Below are 17,262 nucleotides of genomic sequence, written 5' to 3' on the forward strand. Positions count from 1 at the left end.
CGGGCCCCAGCGGCCCCGATGACTCAATGCTGCAGGTCACAGGGGTCTTCGCGGATCACCAACAAGAGGGGTCTTCACCGGTACGACAACTCACCGGCGCGGGGGATCCGGCCGTCGCCCCCTCACTCCCGGGAGGGAGATACCCCAGAGCCGGCCGCGCCCGCGGCCCCCGTCCCGGCCGCGATGAGACCCGTCTCGTACGCGCAGATCACCGCCTGGATCCGGTCCCGCAGCCCGAGCTTCGCCAGCACATGGCCCACATGGGACTTCACCGTGTGCTCGCTCACCACCAGCGCGCCCGCGATCTCCGCGTTCGACAGCCCCCGTCCCAGGTGCAGAAGCGTCTCCCGCTCCCGCGCCGTCAGCACCTCCAGCCGCTGCGCCGACAGCGCCCCCGCCGGCCGCGCCGTAGCCGCCGTGTACTCCTCGATCAGCCGCCGCGCCACCGAAGGCGCCAGCAGTGACTCGCCCGCCGCCACCACCCGTACGGCATGCACCAGATCGTCCCGCCGCACGTCCTTCAGCAGGAACCCGCTCGCCCCCGCGTGCAGCGCCTCGTACACGTACTCGTCCGAGTCGAAGGTCGTCAGGATCACCGTCCGGCACGAGGTCCCGGCCGAGATCGTCCGGCACGCCTCGATCCCGTCGAGCACCGGCATCCGGACGTCCAGCAGCGCCACGTCCGGCCGCAGCTCCCGCACCGCGGCCACCGCCGCCGCCCCGTCCCCCACCTCCGCGACGACCTCGATGTCCTCCTGCACGTCCAGGATCATCGCGAACCCGCTGCGCACTAGTTCCTGGTCATCCGCCACCACCACACGGATCGTCAACGCCCCACCTCCAGCGGCGAGGTTACTAGCACGACGCGGACCGAGAACCCCAGGCCGCCGGGGCCCGGGCCGAACTCCGCCGTACCGCCGTGCGCCGCCGCCCGCTCCCGGATCCCGATCAGCCCGTGCCCGCCGGACGGCCCGCCGGCACCGGACCCCGGTACCGCCCCCGGCCCGGTTCCCGACCGGGTCCCCGGCCCCTGCCCGTCGTCCGTCACCGTCACCGTGAGTGCCCCCGGCCCGTACTCCAGCCGCACCGACACGTTTGACGCCCCGGAATGCTTCACCGCGTTCGTCAGCGCCTCCTGCACCACCCGGTGCACCGTCGCCTCCAGCGCCGCCGGCAGAACGCGCACCGCGCCCGTCCGCTCGTACGACACCTGCGGCCCGCTGCCCCGGACCCGCTCCAGCAGCAGCGGCAGCTCCGCGATCCCGGGCTGCGGCGACCGCGGAGCCACCTCCTGCGCCCGGTCCGTCCGCAGCACGCCCAGCATGGTCCGCAGCTGCGCCATCGCGTCCCGCCCCGTCTCGGCGATCGCGTCGAACGCGGCCTCCGCCCGCTCCGGCGCCCTGCGCACCGCCACCGGACCGGCCTCCGCCTGCACGATCATGATGCTGACCGCGTGCGAGAGGATGTCGTGCATCTCCCGCGCTATTCGGGCGCGTTCGCGCGCCGCCGCCTGCTCCGCCTCGATCCGGTTCGCCCGCTCCAGCTCCGCGGCCCGGGCCTCGACGGCGACCGTGTAGGCCTGCCGCGTGTACTGGAGCCGCCCCAGGGCGTAGGCCGCGGCGAAGACGAACAACGCGAACAGCAGCTCCTTGGCCGTCCCGGTGTTGAGCGCCACGGAGGCGAGGATCAGCCCGGTCAGGGTCACGCCCATCGCGACCCGCACCCGGGCCGGGCACAGCAGCGCCATCGTGTACACGCCGACCAGCGGGGCGTACGGCAGCGGCTGGCCGGGCCCGTCCAGTGCCAGCGTGTAGAGCGACCCGGCCGCGACCATCCCGAAGATCGCCGCCACGGGCGCCTGCCGCCGCCACACCAACGGCACGTTGCCCAGCGTCATCAACAGGTACGCCGTCCAGGTGGCCGGCGAATCCTGCGGATCGCGGGGCACGACGAACGGAATCGTCGTCGCCACCTGGACCAGCAGCGTCAGTCCCAGGTCCTGCCACCGCGGATCCGCCCGCCGGATCCGCTCCCCCCAGGCGCGCATCACCGGCCGGACAGCCCGAGCTCGGCGCGTACGCCGGTCAGCGCGTCCACGCGGTTGGTGGTGACGGAGTCCACTCCGGCCGCGATCAGCTTGCGCATCGTCCGTGTGGTGTCCGCGGTCCAGGCCGAGACCAGCAGGCCCTCCTTGTGGAGGGCGTCCGTCAGCTCCCGGTCGACCAGTCCGAACCGGTAGTTGAGCCAGGCCGGCGCCACCGCGTCGATCAGCACCCGGCGGGGCGGCGACAGCGTGGTCCAGGTCAGCGCGATCTCGGCGCCCGGGTCGGCGGCGCGCACGGCCAGCATGGTGTCCGGGCCGGCGCAGTAGTAGGTGCGGTCGCGCGCCCCGCAGTCCCGGACCTGGCCGACGACCGTCCGTACGGCCCCGGCCGTCGCCCCGGGCAGGTCGATCATCACGCGGCCCGCGCCGGCCGCCATCAGGGCCTCGCGCAGTGTCGGGACGCGTCCGTCCGTCAACTCCTTCAGCTGCGGGGCCGTGACGGCATCGAGGCGCACCTCATGGCCCCACAGCCGCTGGAGCGTGTCGTCGTGGAGCAGGACCGGCACCCCGTCGCGGGTCAGCCGTACGTCGATTTCGACCGCGTCCGCTCCGCGTGCGAAGGCCGAGCGGATCGAGGGCAGGGTGTTTTCACGGACACGGTAGGGATCGCCGCGGTGACCGACGGCAGTCAGGGTGCGCATGACCGCCATTGTCGGCGTTCCCGGCGGTCCGTCAGCGCGCCAGCCAGGCTGAGGTGTACGTGTCGATCTCCGCAGTGAGCTTCGCCTTGCCGGCCTCGTCCAGGAAGGACGCCTCGACGGCGTTCTTCGCCAACTGCGCGAGCCCGCGCTCGTCGAGGTCGAGGAGGCGCGCGGCGACCGCGTACTCGTTGTTGAGGTCGGAGCCGAACATCGGCGGGTCGTCGCTGTTGATGGTGACGAGCACGCCCGCCTGCACCATCTCCTTGACCGGGTGGCGGTCCAGGTCGGTCACGGCGCGCGTGGCGATGTTGGAGGTCGGGCAGACCTCCAGCGCGATCCGGTGCTCGGCGAGGTAGGCGAGGAGCTCCGGGTCCTGCGTGGCGCTGGTGCCGTGGCCGATGCGCTGGGCGCCCAGTTCGCGGATCGAGTCCCAGATCGTCTCCGGGCCGGTGGTCTCGCCGGCGTGCGGCACGCTGTGCAGGCCGGCGGCCCGGGCGGCGTCGAAGTACGGCTTGAACTGCGGGCGGGGGACGCCGATCTCGGGGCCGCCGAGGCCGAAGGAGACCAGGCCCTCCGGGCGCAGGTCGACGGCGAGGCGCGCGGTCTCGGCGGCGGCCTCCAGGCCTGCCTCGCCGGGGATGTCGAAGCACCAGCGCAGGATGACGCCGAGTTCGGTCTCGGCGGCCTTGCGGGCGTCCTCGATGGCCTCCATGAAGGCCTTCTCGTCGATGCCGCGACGGGTGGAGGAGTACGGGGTGATGGTCAGTTCGGCGTAGCGGATGTTCTGCCGGGCCATGTCGCGGGCGACTTCGAAGGTCAGGGTGCGTACGTCGGCGGGGGTGCGGACCAGGTCGACGACGGAGAGGTAGACCTCGATGAAGTGCGCGAAGTCGGTGAACGTGAAGTAGTCGGCGAGCGCCTCGGGGTCGGTGGGGACCTTGGAGTCGGGGTGGCGGGCGGCGAGTTCGGCCACGATGCGCGGGGAGGCCGAGCCGACGTGGTGGACGTGGAGTTCCGCCTTGGGCAGCCCTGCGATGAAGGGGGTCAGGTCGGGCATGAGGGGCCTCCGGGAGGACGCGGGTGCGGACGAGATCGGGCTTCATCGTAGGCAGCTCAGGGACCGTCGGTGGCAGCGCATAGCATGGCCGTACGAGAGGGGGGCGCCGCATGACCGACCAGAGCCCCGAGCCGAGGGACCCGTGGGCGCCGCCGGAGCGGCCGGCGGTGGAGCTCGGGAAACCACAGGCCGCACCGGGCGTGTCGGGTTCGCCGTCCGTGCACGACCAGCCCACGATCGCGGGGATGCCGGGGGCTGAGGTTCCGCAGGCCCAGATACCCGGGCCGGCGCAGACGCCGACGCCCGCTCCCGGGCCCGCCTACGGGTACCCGGCCCAGCCGGACTTCGGGGGGTACGCGTACCCCGGACCGCCGCCCGCGCAGCCGGCGTACGGCCACCCCGGGTACCCGGGCCAGCAGGGGTACCCCGGATACCCGGGTTACCCGTTCCACCCGCCGAAGAGCAATGGCTTCGGGGTCACCGCCCTCGTCCTCGGCATCCTGGGCGTGGTCACCTGCTACCTGGGCCTCCTGTTCGCGGTCCCGGCGCTCGTGTTCGGCATCCTGGGCCGTGGCAAGGCCCGGCGCGGCGAGGCCGACAACGGCCCGATGGCACTGGCCGGCATCATCCTGGGCGCGGTCGGCATCGTGCTCAGCCTGCTGATGATCGCGCTCGTGATCGCCGGTGTCCTGCTCGGCGACTCGGGGACCGGCAACGACTTCGACGGCCCGTCCTCGCACACGCAGATCCGCGAGAACGTCTGACCCGGGAGCCGCGGGGCACACGGAACGGGGCCGGGCCCGGGCAGCAGTTGCCCGGGCCCGGCCCCGTCCGTCACCCACCGTCCGCCTACGGGGCCTGCGCCACCCACGGCCAGTCCGCGTCCCGGCCGTCCTCGATCAGGGTGACCATGCGGAACGCCGCGTCGGTGAGCCCGCCGAAGGTGTGCCGGTTGGCGGACCCGGAGGGCGCGTGGCCCGTCCGGTGCCCGGCCAGGTTCCACGTGTACACCGGGACCTCGCCGGGGACGAGGGCCGTCGGGTCGCCGCCGTGGTGGTAGGTCGCCTGCTCGTCGGTGACGATCAGGACCCGGTCGTGCCCCGCGTAGTGCCGCCGCACGGCCTCGGCGGTGCAGGTGCCGCCGAGGTCCTCGAACCGCTCCAGCACCTTCAGTACCGACTCGCCCCGCTCGTACGGGACCTGCTTGCTCTGCGTCCCGAACTGCACCAGGTCCGCGTCCTGGGCGCGCAGCGCCAGCGCCGTACCGAAGACGGCCGCCGCGTCCGCCCGGTTGAGTCGGGAGCGGTCCGACAGCGGCGCCCACATCGACCCCGACCGGTCCACGAGGACCAGCGTCCGGCCCGGCAGCGCGGGTACGTTGGCCAGCGAGCGGCCGAGCGCCTGCTCCAGCGGGTACGCCCAGCGCAGCGAGGGCGCGTGCTGGTAGGCGGCCAGGTAGCGGAAGGGGAACTGTCGGGACCGGGCGACGACTTCCGGGTCGCAGAGCTTCGCCGCTACTTGCGCGGCCACCGCGTCCGAGACACCGGCCTGGTCGAAGTTGCGCAGGTTCCGCAGCAGCGCCATCGCGCCCATGGACGGGATGATCGCCTCCCACGCGGCCGCGTCCATCGGCCCCCGGAGCCAGCCGGCCAGTGCCTCCCAGGTCATGCCCGCGGCGGCGAGCCGCTCGGCCCCGTCCGGCGCGATGACCTGCGCCCGGCGCTCCTCGACCGGGAGTTCCATGAGTTCCCGGTGGGCGAGCAGGGTGCGGTTGCCGGCCGGTACGCGTGCCGTCTCCGGGTGGTGGCGCCGGTCGAGGGCGTAGCGGAACAGCTCGCCCTGCCAGGGCTTGGCGGGATCGGGGGAGGCGTGTACGAGGTTCAGCACGTCGCCGAAGCGGAAGCCTTTGGACGCGGTGTCGTACTTCAGCAGCGACGTGCCGGAATACAGCCTGCGTACGGCATCGGCGATGCCGCGCTTGACCGGCTTGGGCACGTTGCGCCCGTACGTCGCCGTCCAGTAGGCCAGCAGTTCGCCGGGCTCGTCCGCACGCTGCAGCACACGGTCCACGACGCTGCGGTTCGACGGCCCGTCGCCCGCTCCGGCATCGAGCCGCGCCTTGACGTACTCGGCCGCTCCGACCAGCGAGGCGGTCCGCATGTTCGCGTCGGTACGCAGCCAGCCGAGCAGGCCGGCGGTCCACGCGGGGTCCTCGACGGCCAGTCGGCGCACGAGTGCGCAGAACCGGTCGTCGCGGGCCTCGCCGCTCTCGTAGAAGGTCCGCTGCGTCACGAAGTTGGCGACGGCGAGCAGGAACAGCTCGGAGCGCGGATCGCGGACGAAGCCGGGGCCGCCCTGGTGGTTGGCGGCGCGACCGCGGGTGGAACGTACGGGCGAGGTGGGCGCGGCGGCAGCCGGTGCAGCCGCCGTCCTGAACGCGCGCAGGTTGAAGCGAGCCATGTGGATCCCCCCGAATCCGGTGGAGTGCGGGGGAGGCGTGGCGTGCGGGATGCCCGAGGTCAGAGGTCGGCGACGGGCTGTGTCGACTGCTCTCTCCGGACTGAGCTACCGGCCGTGGCCGGGCGGGATTCGAACCCGCGACCCGTCGATCCGGAAGTAGCCGTCGCCTGCGCACCGGGCGTCCCGCACGCGTGCCTCCCGAGATCGAAGTGGCGGCGGCCTGGGATTCTCTGCACGAGAAGGAGCCGCAGCACGGCGCACCGGGAGGTGCGTGACACAGGTGTCCAGAGGTCGAGGTCGGCGAGACCACGTGGTGCTCTACCAACTGAGCTACACCGGCCCGAAGCCGATGACGGGACTCGAACCCGCGGCCGCCCCATTAACAGTGGAAGTAGGTCTCGCCTTCGCACCTGGACGAGCCCTACGTTAGGCGGCCCGCCCGCCGGCCCGCCACGCATTTGGCACCGGCCCGGCCGAGGTCAGGCCGCGTCCGTGCGCAGCCGGTCGCGGGCCTCCATCAGGGCGAAGCCCAGGAGGTTCAGACCGCGCCAGCGGGACGGGTCCAGTGCGCGGTCGTCGTCCGCGGCGAGGCCGATGCCCCAGATGCTGTCCAACGGGCTCGCCTCCACCAGCACCCGGTTCCCCGTGCCCAGCAGGTACCCGCGCAGCTCGGGGGTGGACGCGAACTTGTGCACGCTGCCCTCCACCACCAGCGCGAACCGCTCCCGCTCCCACGTCGCCTCGTCGAAGTCGCGCACGAGCCGCCCGGCCTTCTTGGCCTCCGCCGGAGTCTTCGCCTCCAGCGCGGCGCGCTCCGCCTCGGGGTCCCCGAACAGGCGGGCCTTGCCGGCCATCATCCAGTGCTCCGCCGTGGCGTACAGGACATCACCCACGGTGAAGGGCGACGGCCACCACTGGCTCATGCAGCTGGGGCCGAGCGTCCCGTCCGGACGCGGCCGGTGTCCCCAGAACGGCAGGTACTTCAGCCTCTCACCACGGCTGACCTGCTCGATCAACTTGTCGATCTTTTCCATGCACGCGAGTCTGGCAGTCGCCACTGACACTTCGTACGGGATTCGGCGTGTGCCTCGACACATGGTCGACCGATTCCGTCGCGTAATCAAAAGGCAACAACGGAATCACTTGGCGGTGGGGAACACCTCTGCCAGGATCGGCACTCAATTCGAGCTGAAGCTACGGAGAGCGTGAGAGCGTGATGGGTAATCGCTTCCAGGTCAAAGACCGCTTCGCAAACGGCGCGCAGTACATCGACGGGCAGCTGAGGTCCGGAACCTCCGGGCGGTCGCACACCGTCGTCGATCCTGCGACGGGCGAGGAGGTGCTCACGTACGAGCTGGCCTCCACCGCCGACGTCGACGAGGCCGTCGCCGCCGCCAAGCGGGCCTTCCCGGCCTGGTCGGCGGCCACCCCCGGCGAGCGCTCGGACGCCCTGCACCGGCTCGCCGCCGTGCTGGCCGAACAGGCCGAGGACTTCGCGTACGCGGAATCCCTCCAGTGCGGCAAGCCGATCAAGCTGTCCACCGAGTTCGACGTACCGGGAACCATCGACAACACCGCCTTCTTCGCGGGCGCCGCCCGGCATCTGCAGGGGCAGGCGGCGGCCGAGTACTCAGGGGACCACACCTCCTACGTGCGACGCGAGGCCATCGGGGTCGTCGGCTCCATCGCCCCCTGGAACTATCCGCTCCAGATGGCCGCCTGGAAGATCCTCCCGGCGATCGCCGCGGGCAACACGATCGTCCTGAAGCCCGCCGAGCTGACCCCGCTCACGTCCCTGATGTTCGCCCAGGCGGCCAAGGACGCGGGCCTGCCGGACGGCGTGGTCAACATCGTCACCGGCGCCGGCCGGGACGCGGGCGAGCACCTGGTCGGCCACCCGGACGTGGTCATGACCTCCTTCACGGGCTCCACCGCCGTCGGCAAGCGCGTCGCCGAGATCGCCACCGCCACCGTCAAGCGGCTCCACCTGGAGCTCGGCGGCAAGGCGCCCTTCGTGGTCTTCGACGACGCCGACCTGGAGGCCGCCGCCCACGGCGCCGTCGCCGCCTCCCTGATCAACACCGGCCAGGACTGCACCGCCGCCACCCGCGCGTACGTCCAGCGCCCCCTGCACGACGCGTTCGTCGCCCGCGTGGCCGCGCTGATGGAGACCGTCCGCCTCGGCGACCCCGACGACTGGGCCACCGACCTCGGCCCGCTGGTCTCGCACGCCCAGCGCGACCGGGTCGCCGGCTTCGTGGAGCGCGCCCGCGGCTACGCCACCGTCGTCACCGGCGGCGAGATCCCGGGCGGCGAGCTCGCCGCAGGCGCGTACTACCGGCCCACCCTTATCGCCGGCGCCGCCCAGGACAGCGAGGTCGTCCAGTCCGAGATCTTCGGTCCGGTCCTCGTCGTCCTCCCCTTCGACACCGACGACGAGGGCATCGAGCTCGCCAACGACACCCCGTACGGACTCGCCGCCTCCGCCTGGAGCCGCGACGTCTACCGGGCGAACCGCGCCACCCGCGAGATCAAGGCGGGCTGCGTCTGGGTCAACGACCACATCCCGATCATCAGCGAGATGCCTCACGGCGGCTACAAGGCGAGTGGCTTCGGAAAGGACATGAGCGCCTACTCCTTCGAGGAGTACACGCAGGTCAAGCACGTGATGTACGACAACACGGCGGTGGCTGCCAAGGACTGGCACCGCACCGTCTTCGGGGACCGCACCTAACCGTCTTCGGCTTCCGCCGCGTGGCAGCCGGCCGCCTGACCAGCGGCGCCACCCATCCCGAAAGGGCAGCTCATGGAGCAGTTCGAGCCCGACCGCCTCTCGGCGGCGCAACTCGCCGCGATGCGGCGCAGCCTCACCAGCGGGCGCGGCGCCCTCACCCGCCGCTCGCTGCTGCGCGCCTCCGGTGTCGGAGCGCTCACCCTCGGCGGCCTGGCCTCCCTGTCCGCCTGCGGCATCCCGCCGGCCAAACGCGCGGGCGACACCACCGTCGCCTCCGACGACCACTCGGACCGGGAGAAGGAGATCAACTTCTCCAACTGGACCGAGTACATGGACACCAGCGAGGACGAGAAGTCCCACCCCACGCTGGAGGAGTTCACCAAGCGCACCGGGATCGCGGTCAAGTACACCGAGGACATCAACGACAACGTCGAGTTCTTCGGCAAGGTCCGCCCGCAGCTCGCGGCCGGCCAGGACACCGGCCGCGACCTGATCGTCGTCACCGACTGGCTCGCCGCGCGCATCATCCGGCTCGGCTGGGCGCAGAAGCTGGACCCCTCCCACCTGCCGCACGCCTACGCCAACCTGATCCCTCAGTTCCGCACCCCCGACTGGGATCCGGGCCGTTCGTACAGCTACCCCTGGACCGGCATCGACACCGTCATCGCCTACAACGCGAAGGCGACCGACGGCAAGAAGGTCGACTCCGTCACGCAGCTGCTCGACGACCCCTCCCTCAAGGGTCGCGTCGGGTTCCTCACCGAGATGCGCGACAGCGTCGGCATGACCCTGATCGACCAGGGCAAGGACCCGGCGAGCTTCACCACCGCCGACTTCGACGCGGCCATCGGCCGGCTCCAGAAGGGCGTGGACACCAAGCAGATCCGCCGTTTCACGGGCAACGACTACACCGCGGACCTCGACAAGGGCGACCTCGCCGCCTGCCTGGCCTGGGCCGGCGACGTCATCCAGCTCCAGGCCGGCAACCCGGACATCAAGTACGCGATACCGGCGCCCGGTTACATCACCTCCAGCGACAACCTGCTGGTCCCCGCCCACGCCCGGCACAAGGCCAATGCCGAGAAGCTGATCGACTTCTACTACGAGCCCCCGATCGCCGCCCAGCTGGCCGCGTTCATCAGCTACGTCTGCCCGGTCGACGGCGTCAAGGAAGACCTTGCGAAGATCGATCCGGCGCTCGCGGACAACCCCCTGATCATTCCGGACAAGGCGATGGCGGCCAAGGCCCACGCCTTCCGCACGCTCAGCAGTGAGGAAGAGACCGCGTACGAGGAGAAGTTCGCCAAGCTCATCGGAGCCTGACGACCCCCCGTGCCGGCATCCGCGCCCCGCACCCTTCCGACGACACCACCACCGAAGGCCGCGACCCATGACTGACAAGACCGCGGGCGGCGACGTCCGCCTCGCCGGGATCAGCAAGCACTACGGCTCGTTCACCGCAGTGCACCCGCTGGATCTCACCATCCCCCAGGGCTCCTTCTTCGCCCTGCTCGGCGCCTCGGGCTGCGGGAAGACCACCACACTGCGCATGATCGCCGGCCTGGAGGAGCCCTCCACCGGAACGGTCCACCTCGGCGACCGCGAGGTCACCCAGCTGCCGCCCTACAAGCGCCCCGTCAACACGGTGTTCCAGAGCTACGCGCTGTTCCCGCACCTGAACATCTACGAGAACGTGGCCTTCGGGCTGCGCCGCCGCGGCATCAAGTCCGTCAAGAAGCAGGTCGACGACATGCTGGAGCTGGTGGAGCTCGGCCAGTTCGCCCAGCGCAAGCCGCACCAGCTCTCCGGCGGCCAGCAGCAGCGCGTGGCCGTCGCCCGCGCTCTCATCAACCACCCCCAGGTGCTGCTCCTCGACGAGCCCCTCGGCGCACTCGACCTCAAGCTGCGCCGCCAGATGCAGCTGGAGCTCAAGCGGATCCAGACCGAGGTCGGCATCACCTTCGTGCACGTCACTCACGACCAGGAGGAGGCCATGACCATGGCCGACACGGTCGCCGTGATGAGCGGCGGTCGCGTCGAGCAGCTGGGCGCGCCCGCCGAGCTCTACGAGAACCCGCGGACCACCTTCGTCGCGAACTTCCTCGGCACGTCCAACCTCATCGAGGCCGAGGTCCTGGAGGCGGGCGGCTCCGACGTGGTGGTCAGCTCGTCGGGGACGAAGCTGCGGCTGCCGGCGGCCCGATGTTCGACCACCCCTAAGACCGGCGGAAAGCTGCTGGTCGGGGTGCGCCCGGAGAAGATATCCCTGGTCCATGCGGACGAGGTGGACACCATCGCCGCCGGCCGCAACAAGGTCCACGGCAAGATCGCGGCCTCCTCCTTCATCGGGGTCTCCACCCAGTTCGTCATCGACAGCCAGGTCTGCCCCGAGCTGGAGGTGTACGTCCAGAACATCGAGCGCGACGCCCGCCTGGCCCCCGGCGCCGACGTCGTCCTGCACTGGAACCCGGAGCACACCTTCGGCCTCGACGCCGCCCAGGACATAGACGCCGGCATCGAGACGGTCGAGGAGGGCGCATGACCGCCACCGCCGCGCCGCCGGAGGTCGAGGCCCCCACCGAACCGCCGGTCCACAAGCCGTCCGTGCGCAAGCGGCTGATCCCCTACTGGCTGCTGCTCCCCGGCATCCTGTGGCTGTTGGTCTTCTTCGTGCTGCCGATGGTCTACCAGGCCTCCACGTCGGTGCAGACCGGTTCCCTCGAAGAGGGCTTCGAAGTCACCTGGCACTTCCAGACCTACTGGGACGCGCTCACCGAGTACTACCCGCAGTTCCTGCGCTCCCTCGCGTACGCCGGCACCGCGACCGTGCTGTGCCTGCTGCTCGGGTACCCGCTGGCCTATCTGATCGCCTTCAGGGCGGGCCGCTGGCGCAACCTGCTGCTGGTGCTGGTCATCGCGCCGTTCTTCACCAGCTTCCTGATCCGCACCCTGGCCTGGAAGACGATCCTGGCCGACGGCGGCCCCGTGGTCGCCGTCCTCAACAAGATTGGTTTCCTGGACGTCACCAGCTGGCTCGGCATCACCCAGGGGGACCGGGTGCTGGCCACGCCGCTGGCGGTGGTCTGCGGTCTGACGTACAACTTCCTCCCCTTCATGATCCTGCCGCTCTACACCTCGCTGGAGCGCATCGACACCCGCCTCCACGAGGCGGCCGGGGACCTGTACGCCCACCCCGCGACGACGTTCCGCAAGGTGACCTTCCCGCTGTCCATGCCGGGCGTGGTCTCCGGAACGCTGCTCACCTTCATCCCGGCGAGCGGCGACTACGTGAACGCCGAGCTGCTCGGCTCCACGGACACCCGGATGATCGGCAACGTCATCCAGTCGCAGTACCTGCGGATCCTCGACTACCCGACGGCCGCCGCGCTGTCCTTCATCCTCATGGCCATCGTCCTGATCATGGTCACCATCTACATCCGCCGAGCGGGGACGGAGGACCTGGTCTGATGCGTTGGCTCCGGCGCAATCTCGTCGTCATATTCGGCCTCGGCACGCTCGCGTACATGATCCTGCCGAACGTCGTCGTGACGGTCTTCTCCTTCAACAACCCCGCCGGGCGGTTCAACTACGCCTGGCAGGAGTTCTCGCTCGACGCCTGGAAGGACCCCTGCGGGGTCGCCGACCTGTGCGGCTCCCTGTCCCTGTCGCTCCAGATCGCCGTGTGGGCCACGATCGGCGCCACCGTCCTCGGCACCGCCATCGCCTTCGCGATGGTCCGCTACCGCTTCCGGGCGCGCGGCGCGGTCAACTCGCTGATCTTCCTGCCGATGGCGATGCCCGAGATCGTGATGGCGGCCTCGCTGCTCGCGCTCTTCCTGAACATGGGCATCCAGCTGGGCTTCTGGACGATCCTGATCGCCCACATCATGTTCTGCCTCAGCTTCGTCGTCGCCGCGGTCAAGGCGCGCGTCCTGTCGATGGACCCGCGGCTGGAGGAGGCCGCCCGCGACCTCTACGCGGGCCCGGTGCAGACCTTCGTACGGGTCACCCTGCCGATCGCGGCACCCGGTATCGCGGCGGGCGCACTGCTGTCCTTCGCGCTCTCCTTCGACGACTTCATCATCACCAACTTCAACTCGGGCAACACCGTCACGTTCCCCATGTTCGTGTGGGGATCGGCCCAGCGCGGTACGCCTGTACAGATCAACGTCATCGGCACGGCGATGTTCGTCATCGCGGTGCTGGTGGTCCTCGTCGGCCAGATGGTCGGCAACCGCCGCAAGAAGGCACAGCCGAATTAACCCCTGTAGGGAGTTGGAAGACATGGCCCCAGTCGCCATGCGAAGCGTTGCCCAATCACTTTCCGAAGCACTGCCGGTCTCGTACTGGCTGGACGACCCCGGCAAGCCCGCCGCGCAGCCGGCGCTGACCTCCGACGAGGCCTGCGACCTGCTCGTCATCGGCGGCGGGTACAGCGGACTGTGGACCGCGCTGATCGCCAAGGAGCGCGATCCCGCCCGGGACGTCGTCCTGATCGAGTCGAAGGAGGCGGGCTGGGCCGCCTCCGGTCGCAACGGCGGCTTCTGCGCGGCCTCCCTCACGCACGGCCTCGCCAACGGCATGGCCCGCTGGCCGGGCGAGCTCGCCAAGCTGGAGGAGTTGGGCGCCCGCAACCTCGACGAGATCGAGGCGGCCATCACCCGCTACGGCATCGACTGCGACTTCGAGCGCACCGGCGAGATCGACGTGGCCACCGAACCCCACCAGGTCGAGGAGCTGCGCGAGCTGTACGAGGAGGCCCAGAAGCTGGGCCTCGCGGACGGCTCGCGCTGGCTGGACCGCGAGGAGCTGCGCGCGGAGATCGACTCGCCGACGTTCCTCGCGGGCCTGTGGGACACCGACGGCGTCGCCATGCTCAATCCGGCGAAGCTCGCCTGGGGGCTGAAGGCGGCCTGCCTGTCGCTGGGTGTGCGGATCTACGAGAACACCCGGGGGCTGTCACTGGCCTCCTCGGGCGCCGGGATGGCGGTGCGCACCCCGTACGGGCGGATCTTCGCCCGGCGGGTGGCGCTCGGCACGAACATCTTCCCGTCGCTGGTCAAGCGGATCCGGCCGCTCACGGTCCCGGTCTACGACTACGCGCTGATGACCGAGCCGCTGACCGACGACCAGCTGAAGGCGATCGGCTGGCAGGGCCGCCAGGGATTGGGCGACAGCGCCAACCAGTTCCACTACTTCCGCATCACCCCGGAGAACCGCATCCTGTGGGGCGGCTACGACGCCATCTACCCCTACCGCGGCAAGCTCGACTCCGAGTACGACCACCGCCCCGAGACGTACCTGAAGCTCGCGCAGCACTTCTTCACCGCGTTCCCGCAGCTGGAGGGCATCAAGTTCAGCCACGCCTGGGGCGGGGCCATCGACACCTGCTCGCGCTTCTCCGCCTTCTTCGGCACCGCGCACGGCGGCAGGGTCGCCTACGCGGCCGGCTACACGGGGCTCGGCGTTGGCTCCACCCGCTTCGGCGCCGACGTGATGCTGGACCTGCTCGACGGGGCCCGCACCGAGCGGACCGAGCTGGAGATGGTGAAGTCCAAGCCGATGCCGTTCCCGCCCGAGCCCTTCGCCTGGACCGGGATCACGCTGACCAAGTGGTCCCTGGCCCGGGCGGACGCCCGCGGCGGCCGCCGCAACCTGTGGCTGAAGGCCCTCGACAAGCTCGGACTGGGCTTCGACAGCTGACCGGCGCCCCCCTGGGGCACGCTCCCGGCGTGCGCCGCGTTTCACGGCGTGAGCCGATTCACCACCACGAGGTGACCAAACCCGCGTCATCGTAGGGCCCGGCCCCGCTCTCTTCCGGTGAGTACCCCTCACCCCAGAGAACGGAGGCCGGGCGATGCAGGGCTCGGAAATCAAGTCCGCGGTGGAATGGCTGGTGGCGGTGGCGCCGGAACCCGATGCCTGCCGGTGGGAGTGGGAGCGCAACCCCCTCGGGGTCGCCCTGCTGCCCGCCGGCCGGCTCTGGGACGTGCTGATCCTGCCCGGGGAGCTGGGGCAGACCGCCCTCGACGTCTTGACGCAGCTCCTCGACCGGCCCGGCCCGGTGCTCGCCGACTCCGGCGACGCGCGGCTGGGCTTCTTCGTGCCCCCGGGCACGGCTTCCCGCTGGATCGGCACCGGCGTACGGGGAGCAGGGCGCGGGACCTGGATCGCGGTCCCGTACCCCGGCCGGCGGACGGGCGGAGTGCACTGGCTGGTGGTCCCTGACGGCCGCGGGACGCTCACCGACCCGGTGTTGTTGGAGCTCGCCATGCACGAGGCCGCGGCGCGGGCGGCGGGGGAGGAGGGCCGCAAGCCTTGACAAGGGCATTGGTCTGGACCATGTTGGGCGCCGCTGCCGCCTCATCGGCGGCCTGGCTCCATCCCCCCATGTTCCGGAGGCAGTTGTGCGCAGACCCGTGCCTTTCCTCGCCGCCGCCGCCCTCGCGGTCGTCGGCTTCCTCGCCGCGGGGCCGCCGGCCGCCGCAGCCGACGCAGACCTCGTCCGCAACGGCGGCTTCGAAGCCGGACTCGACGGCTGGAGCTGCTCGGCCGGCAGCGGAGCCGTCGTCACCACCCCCGTTCACGGAGGTGGTTCCGCCCTCAAGGCCACCCCGGCCGGCCAGGACAACGCCCGGTGCTCCCAGACCGTCCCCGTCAAGCCCGACTCGACGTACGCGCTCGGCGCCTGGGTGCAGGGCGCGTACGTCTACCTCGGCGCGGCCGGGACCGGCACCACCGACGTGTCCACCTGGACGCAGACCCCCGGCGCCTGGAAGCAGTTGAGCACGACCTTCCGTACGGGCGCGGCCACCACCTCCGTGACGGTCTACACGCACGGCTGGTACGGCCAGAGCGCCCACTTCACGGACGACGTCACGCTCGTCGGCCCCGACCCGGGCGGCTCCGGACCCGGCCAGCCCCAGCCCCCGGCCGCCCCCACCGGCCTGACGGCGTCCGGAGCCACCGCGAGCAGCCTGGACCTCTCCTGGTCGGCCGCCCCGGGCGCCACGTCCTACACGATCCACCGGGACGGCGCCGCGCCCGTGAGCGTCACCGCGAACTCGGCCACCATCACCGGACTCGCCGCTTCCACCCCGTACACCTTCCGGGTCAGCGCGGTGAACGCGGCCGGCGAGTCCGCGAAGAGCGCCCCCGTGACCGCCTCCACGACGAGCGGCGGCGGCAACCCGGGCAACCCCGGCCTCCCGGCCCACGCCCTGGTCGGTTACCTCCACGCGAGCTTCGCCAACGGCTCCGGATACGTCCGGATGGCCGACGTGCCGGCCTCCTGGGACGTCATCAACCTCGCGTTCGGCGAACCGACGTCGGTGACCTCGGGGGACATCCGCTACTCCCTCTGCCCGGTCTCCGAATGCCCCGGAGTGGAATCCCCGGCCGAGTTCAAGGCGGCCATCAAGGCCAAACAGGCCGCGGGCAAGAAGGTGCTGATCTCGATCGGCGGCCAGAACGGCCAGGTCCAGCTCGCCACCACGGCCGCCCGCGACACCTTCGTATCCTCCGTCAGCAAGATCATCGACGAGTACGGGCTCAACGGACTCGACATCGACTTCGAGGGCCACTCCCTCTCGCTCGCCACCGGCGACACCGATTTCCGCGCCCCCGCCACCCCGGTGATCGTCAACCTGATCTCCGCCGTCAAGACGCTGAAGGCCAAGTACGGCCCGGACTTCGTCCTGACGATGGCCCCGGAGACCTTCTTCGTCCAGCTGGGCTACCAGTACTACGGCTCCGGCCCCTGGGGCGGCCAGGACCCGCGGGCCGGCGCGTACCTCCCGGTCATCCACGCCCTGCGCGACGACCTCACCCTCCTGCACGTCCAGGACTACAACTCGGGCCCGATCATGGGTCTCGACAACCAGTACCACTCCATGGGCGGCGCGGACTTCCACATCGCCATGACCGACATGCTGCTCACCGGGTTCCCGGTCGCGGGCAACACCGCGCGCGTCTTCCCGCCGCTGCGCCCGGACCAGGTGGCGATCGGCCTCCCGGCCACCACCAACGCGGGCAACGGCCACACCCCGCCGGCCGAGGTGGACAAGGCGCTGGACTGCCTGACGAAGAGGACGAACTGCGGGACCTACCCGACGCACGGCACCTGGCCCGCCCTGCGCGGCCTGATGACCTGGTCGATCAACTGGGACCGCTTCGGCGGCTGGGAGTTCAGCCGCAACTTCGACGCCTACTTCGGCAGTTAGCCGGAGCCCCGGGCCGGAGCCCCCGGGCTCCGGCCCGGCCCTAG

The 17,262-nt window shown here is 71.1% G+C and carries 15 protein-coding genes; 9 read left to right on the top strand and 6 right to left on the bottom strand.

Going from position 1 to position 17,262, the window contains the following annotated elements; genetic code table 11:
* Positions 1-122 precede the first annotated feature (122 nt).
* The 4 genes from OHA65_RS27215 to OHA65_RS27230 are packed head-to-tail and all read right to left on the bottom strand — an operon-like array spanning position 123 to position 3,802.
* Positions 123-830, bottom strand: a complete 708-nt coding sequence (locus OHA65_RS27215; RefSeq protein ID WP_327278808.1) for a response regulator transcription factor — start codon at positions 828-830, stop codon at positions 123-125.
* Entirely contained in the window at positions 827-2,047 is a 1,221-nt protein-coding gene (locus OHA65_RS27220; protein ID WP_327278809.1) for a histidine kinase, read from the bottom strand. Before OHA65_RS27220 ends, OHA65_RS27215 begins: the two co-directional genes overlap by 4 nt.
* Positions 2,047-2,754, bottom strand: coding sequence for a glycerophosphodiester phosphodiesterase (locus tag OHA65_RS27225; protein ID WP_327278810.1), 708 nt, complete (start codon positions 2,752-2,754; stop codon positions 2,047-2,049). Before OHA65_RS27225 ends, OHA65_RS27220 begins: the two co-directional genes overlap by 1 nt.
* Before the next feature lie 22 nt (positions 2,755-2,776).
* Positions 2,777-3,802 carry an adenosine deaminase gene (locus OHA65_RS27230; RefSeq protein ID WP_327278811.1) on the bottom strand — a complete coding sequence of 342 codons (1,026 nt, stop codon included), beginning with the start codon at positions 3,800-3,802 and terminating at the stop codon, positions 2,777-2,779.
* Between the two features lie 110 nt (positions 3,803-3,912).
* Here OHA65_RS27230 and OHA65_RS27235 point away from each other — a divergent pair, with 110 nt between their 5' ends.
* Positions 3,913-4,566: a DUF4190 domain-containing protein gene (locus tag OHA65_RS27235; RefSeq protein WP_405762578.1), complete on the top strand. Its 654-nt coding sequence runs from the start codon at positions 3,913-3,915 to the stop codon at positions 4,564-4,566.
* Between the two features lie 85 nt (positions 4,567-4,651).
* Here the strand turns inward: OHA65_RS27235 and OHA65_RS27240 are convergent, their stop codons facing one another.
* Both OHA65_RS27240 and OHA65_RS27245 read right to left on the bottom strand, forming a co-directional pair.
* Positions 4,652-6,262 (bottom strand): TROVE domain-containing protein, encoded by a 1,611-nt coding sequence (locus OHA65_RS27240; protein WP_405762580.1) that lies wholly within the window; start codon positions 6,260-6,262, stop codon positions 4,652-4,654.
* Between the two features lie 479 nt (positions 6,263-6,741).
* The gene (locus OHA65_RS27245) at positions 6,742-7,296 is read right to left on the bottom strand and encodes an NADAR family protein (protein WP_327278814.1); all 555 of its coding nucleotides are present in this window, start codon (positions 7,294-7,296) and stop codon (positions 6,742-6,744) included.
* Between the two features lie 182 nt (positions 7,297-7,478).
* Here OHA65_RS27245 and OHA65_RS27250 point away from each other — a divergent pair, with 182 nt between their 5' ends.
* From OHA65_RS27250 to OHA65_RS27285, 8 genes are all read left to right on the top strand, one after another.
* Positions 7,479-8,996, top strand: a complete 1,518-nt coding sequence (locus tag OHA65_RS27250) for a gamma-aminobutyraldehyde dehydrogenase (RefSeq protein ID WP_328763877.1) — start codon at positions 7,479-7,481, stop codon at positions 8,994-8,996.
* A gap of 72 nt (positions 8,997-9,068) precedes the next feature.
* Positions 9,069-10,319 (top strand): spermidine/putrescine ABC transporter substrate-binding protein, encoded by a 1,251-nt coding sequence (locus OHA65_RS27255; protein WP_327278816.1) that lies wholly within the window; start codon positions 9,069-9,071, stop codon positions 10,317-10,319.
* 67 nt (positions 10,320-10,386) lie between these two features.
* Entirely contained in the window at positions 10,387-11,538 is a 1,152-nt protein-coding gene (locus tag OHA65_RS27260) for an ABC transporter ATP-binding protein (protein WP_328763880.1), read from the top strand.
* On the top strand, positions 11,535-12,464 hold the full coding sequence (locus OHA65_RS27265) for an ABC transporter permease (protein WP_327278818.1): 930 nt from the start codon (positions 11,535-11,537) through the stop codon (positions 12,462-12,464). Before OHA65_RS27260 ends, OHA65_RS27265 begins: the two co-directional genes overlap by 4 nt.
* Positions 12,464-13,258, top strand: coding sequence for an ABC transporter permease (locus tag OHA65_RS27270; protein WP_327278819.1), 795 nt, complete (start codon positions 12,464-12,466; stop codon positions 13,256-13,258). The genes OHA65_RS27265 and OHA65_RS27270 overlap by 1 nt, the downstream gene beginning before the upstream one ends.
* A 22-nt stretch (positions 13,259-13,280) precedes the next feature.
* The gene (locus OHA65_RS27275; protein ID WP_327278820.1) at positions 13,281-14,699 is read left to right on the top strand and encodes an FAD-dependent oxidoreductase; all 1,419 of its coding nucleotides are present in this window, start codon (positions 13,281-13,283) and stop codon (positions 14,697-14,699) included.
* 154 nt (positions 14,700-14,853) lie between these two features.
* The gene (locus OHA65_RS27280; protein WP_328763888.1) at positions 14,854-15,318 is read left to right on the top strand and encodes a hypothetical protein; all 465 of its coding nucleotides are present in this window, start codon (positions 14,854-14,856) and stop codon (positions 15,316-15,318) included.
* An 85-nt stretch (positions 15,319-15,403) separates the two neighbouring features.
* On the top strand, positions 15,404-17,218 hold the full coding sequence (locus OHA65_RS27285; protein WP_405762582.1) for a chitinase: 1,815 nt from the start codon (positions 15,404-15,406) through the stop codon (positions 17,216-17,218).
* Positions 17,219-17,262 lie beyond the last annotated feature (44 nt).

The sequence above is a fragment of the Streptomyces sp. NBC_00045 genome, from assembly GCF_045041095.1.
GTDB lineage: Bacteria > Actinomycetota > Actinomycetes > Streptomycetales > Streptomycetaceae > Streptomyces.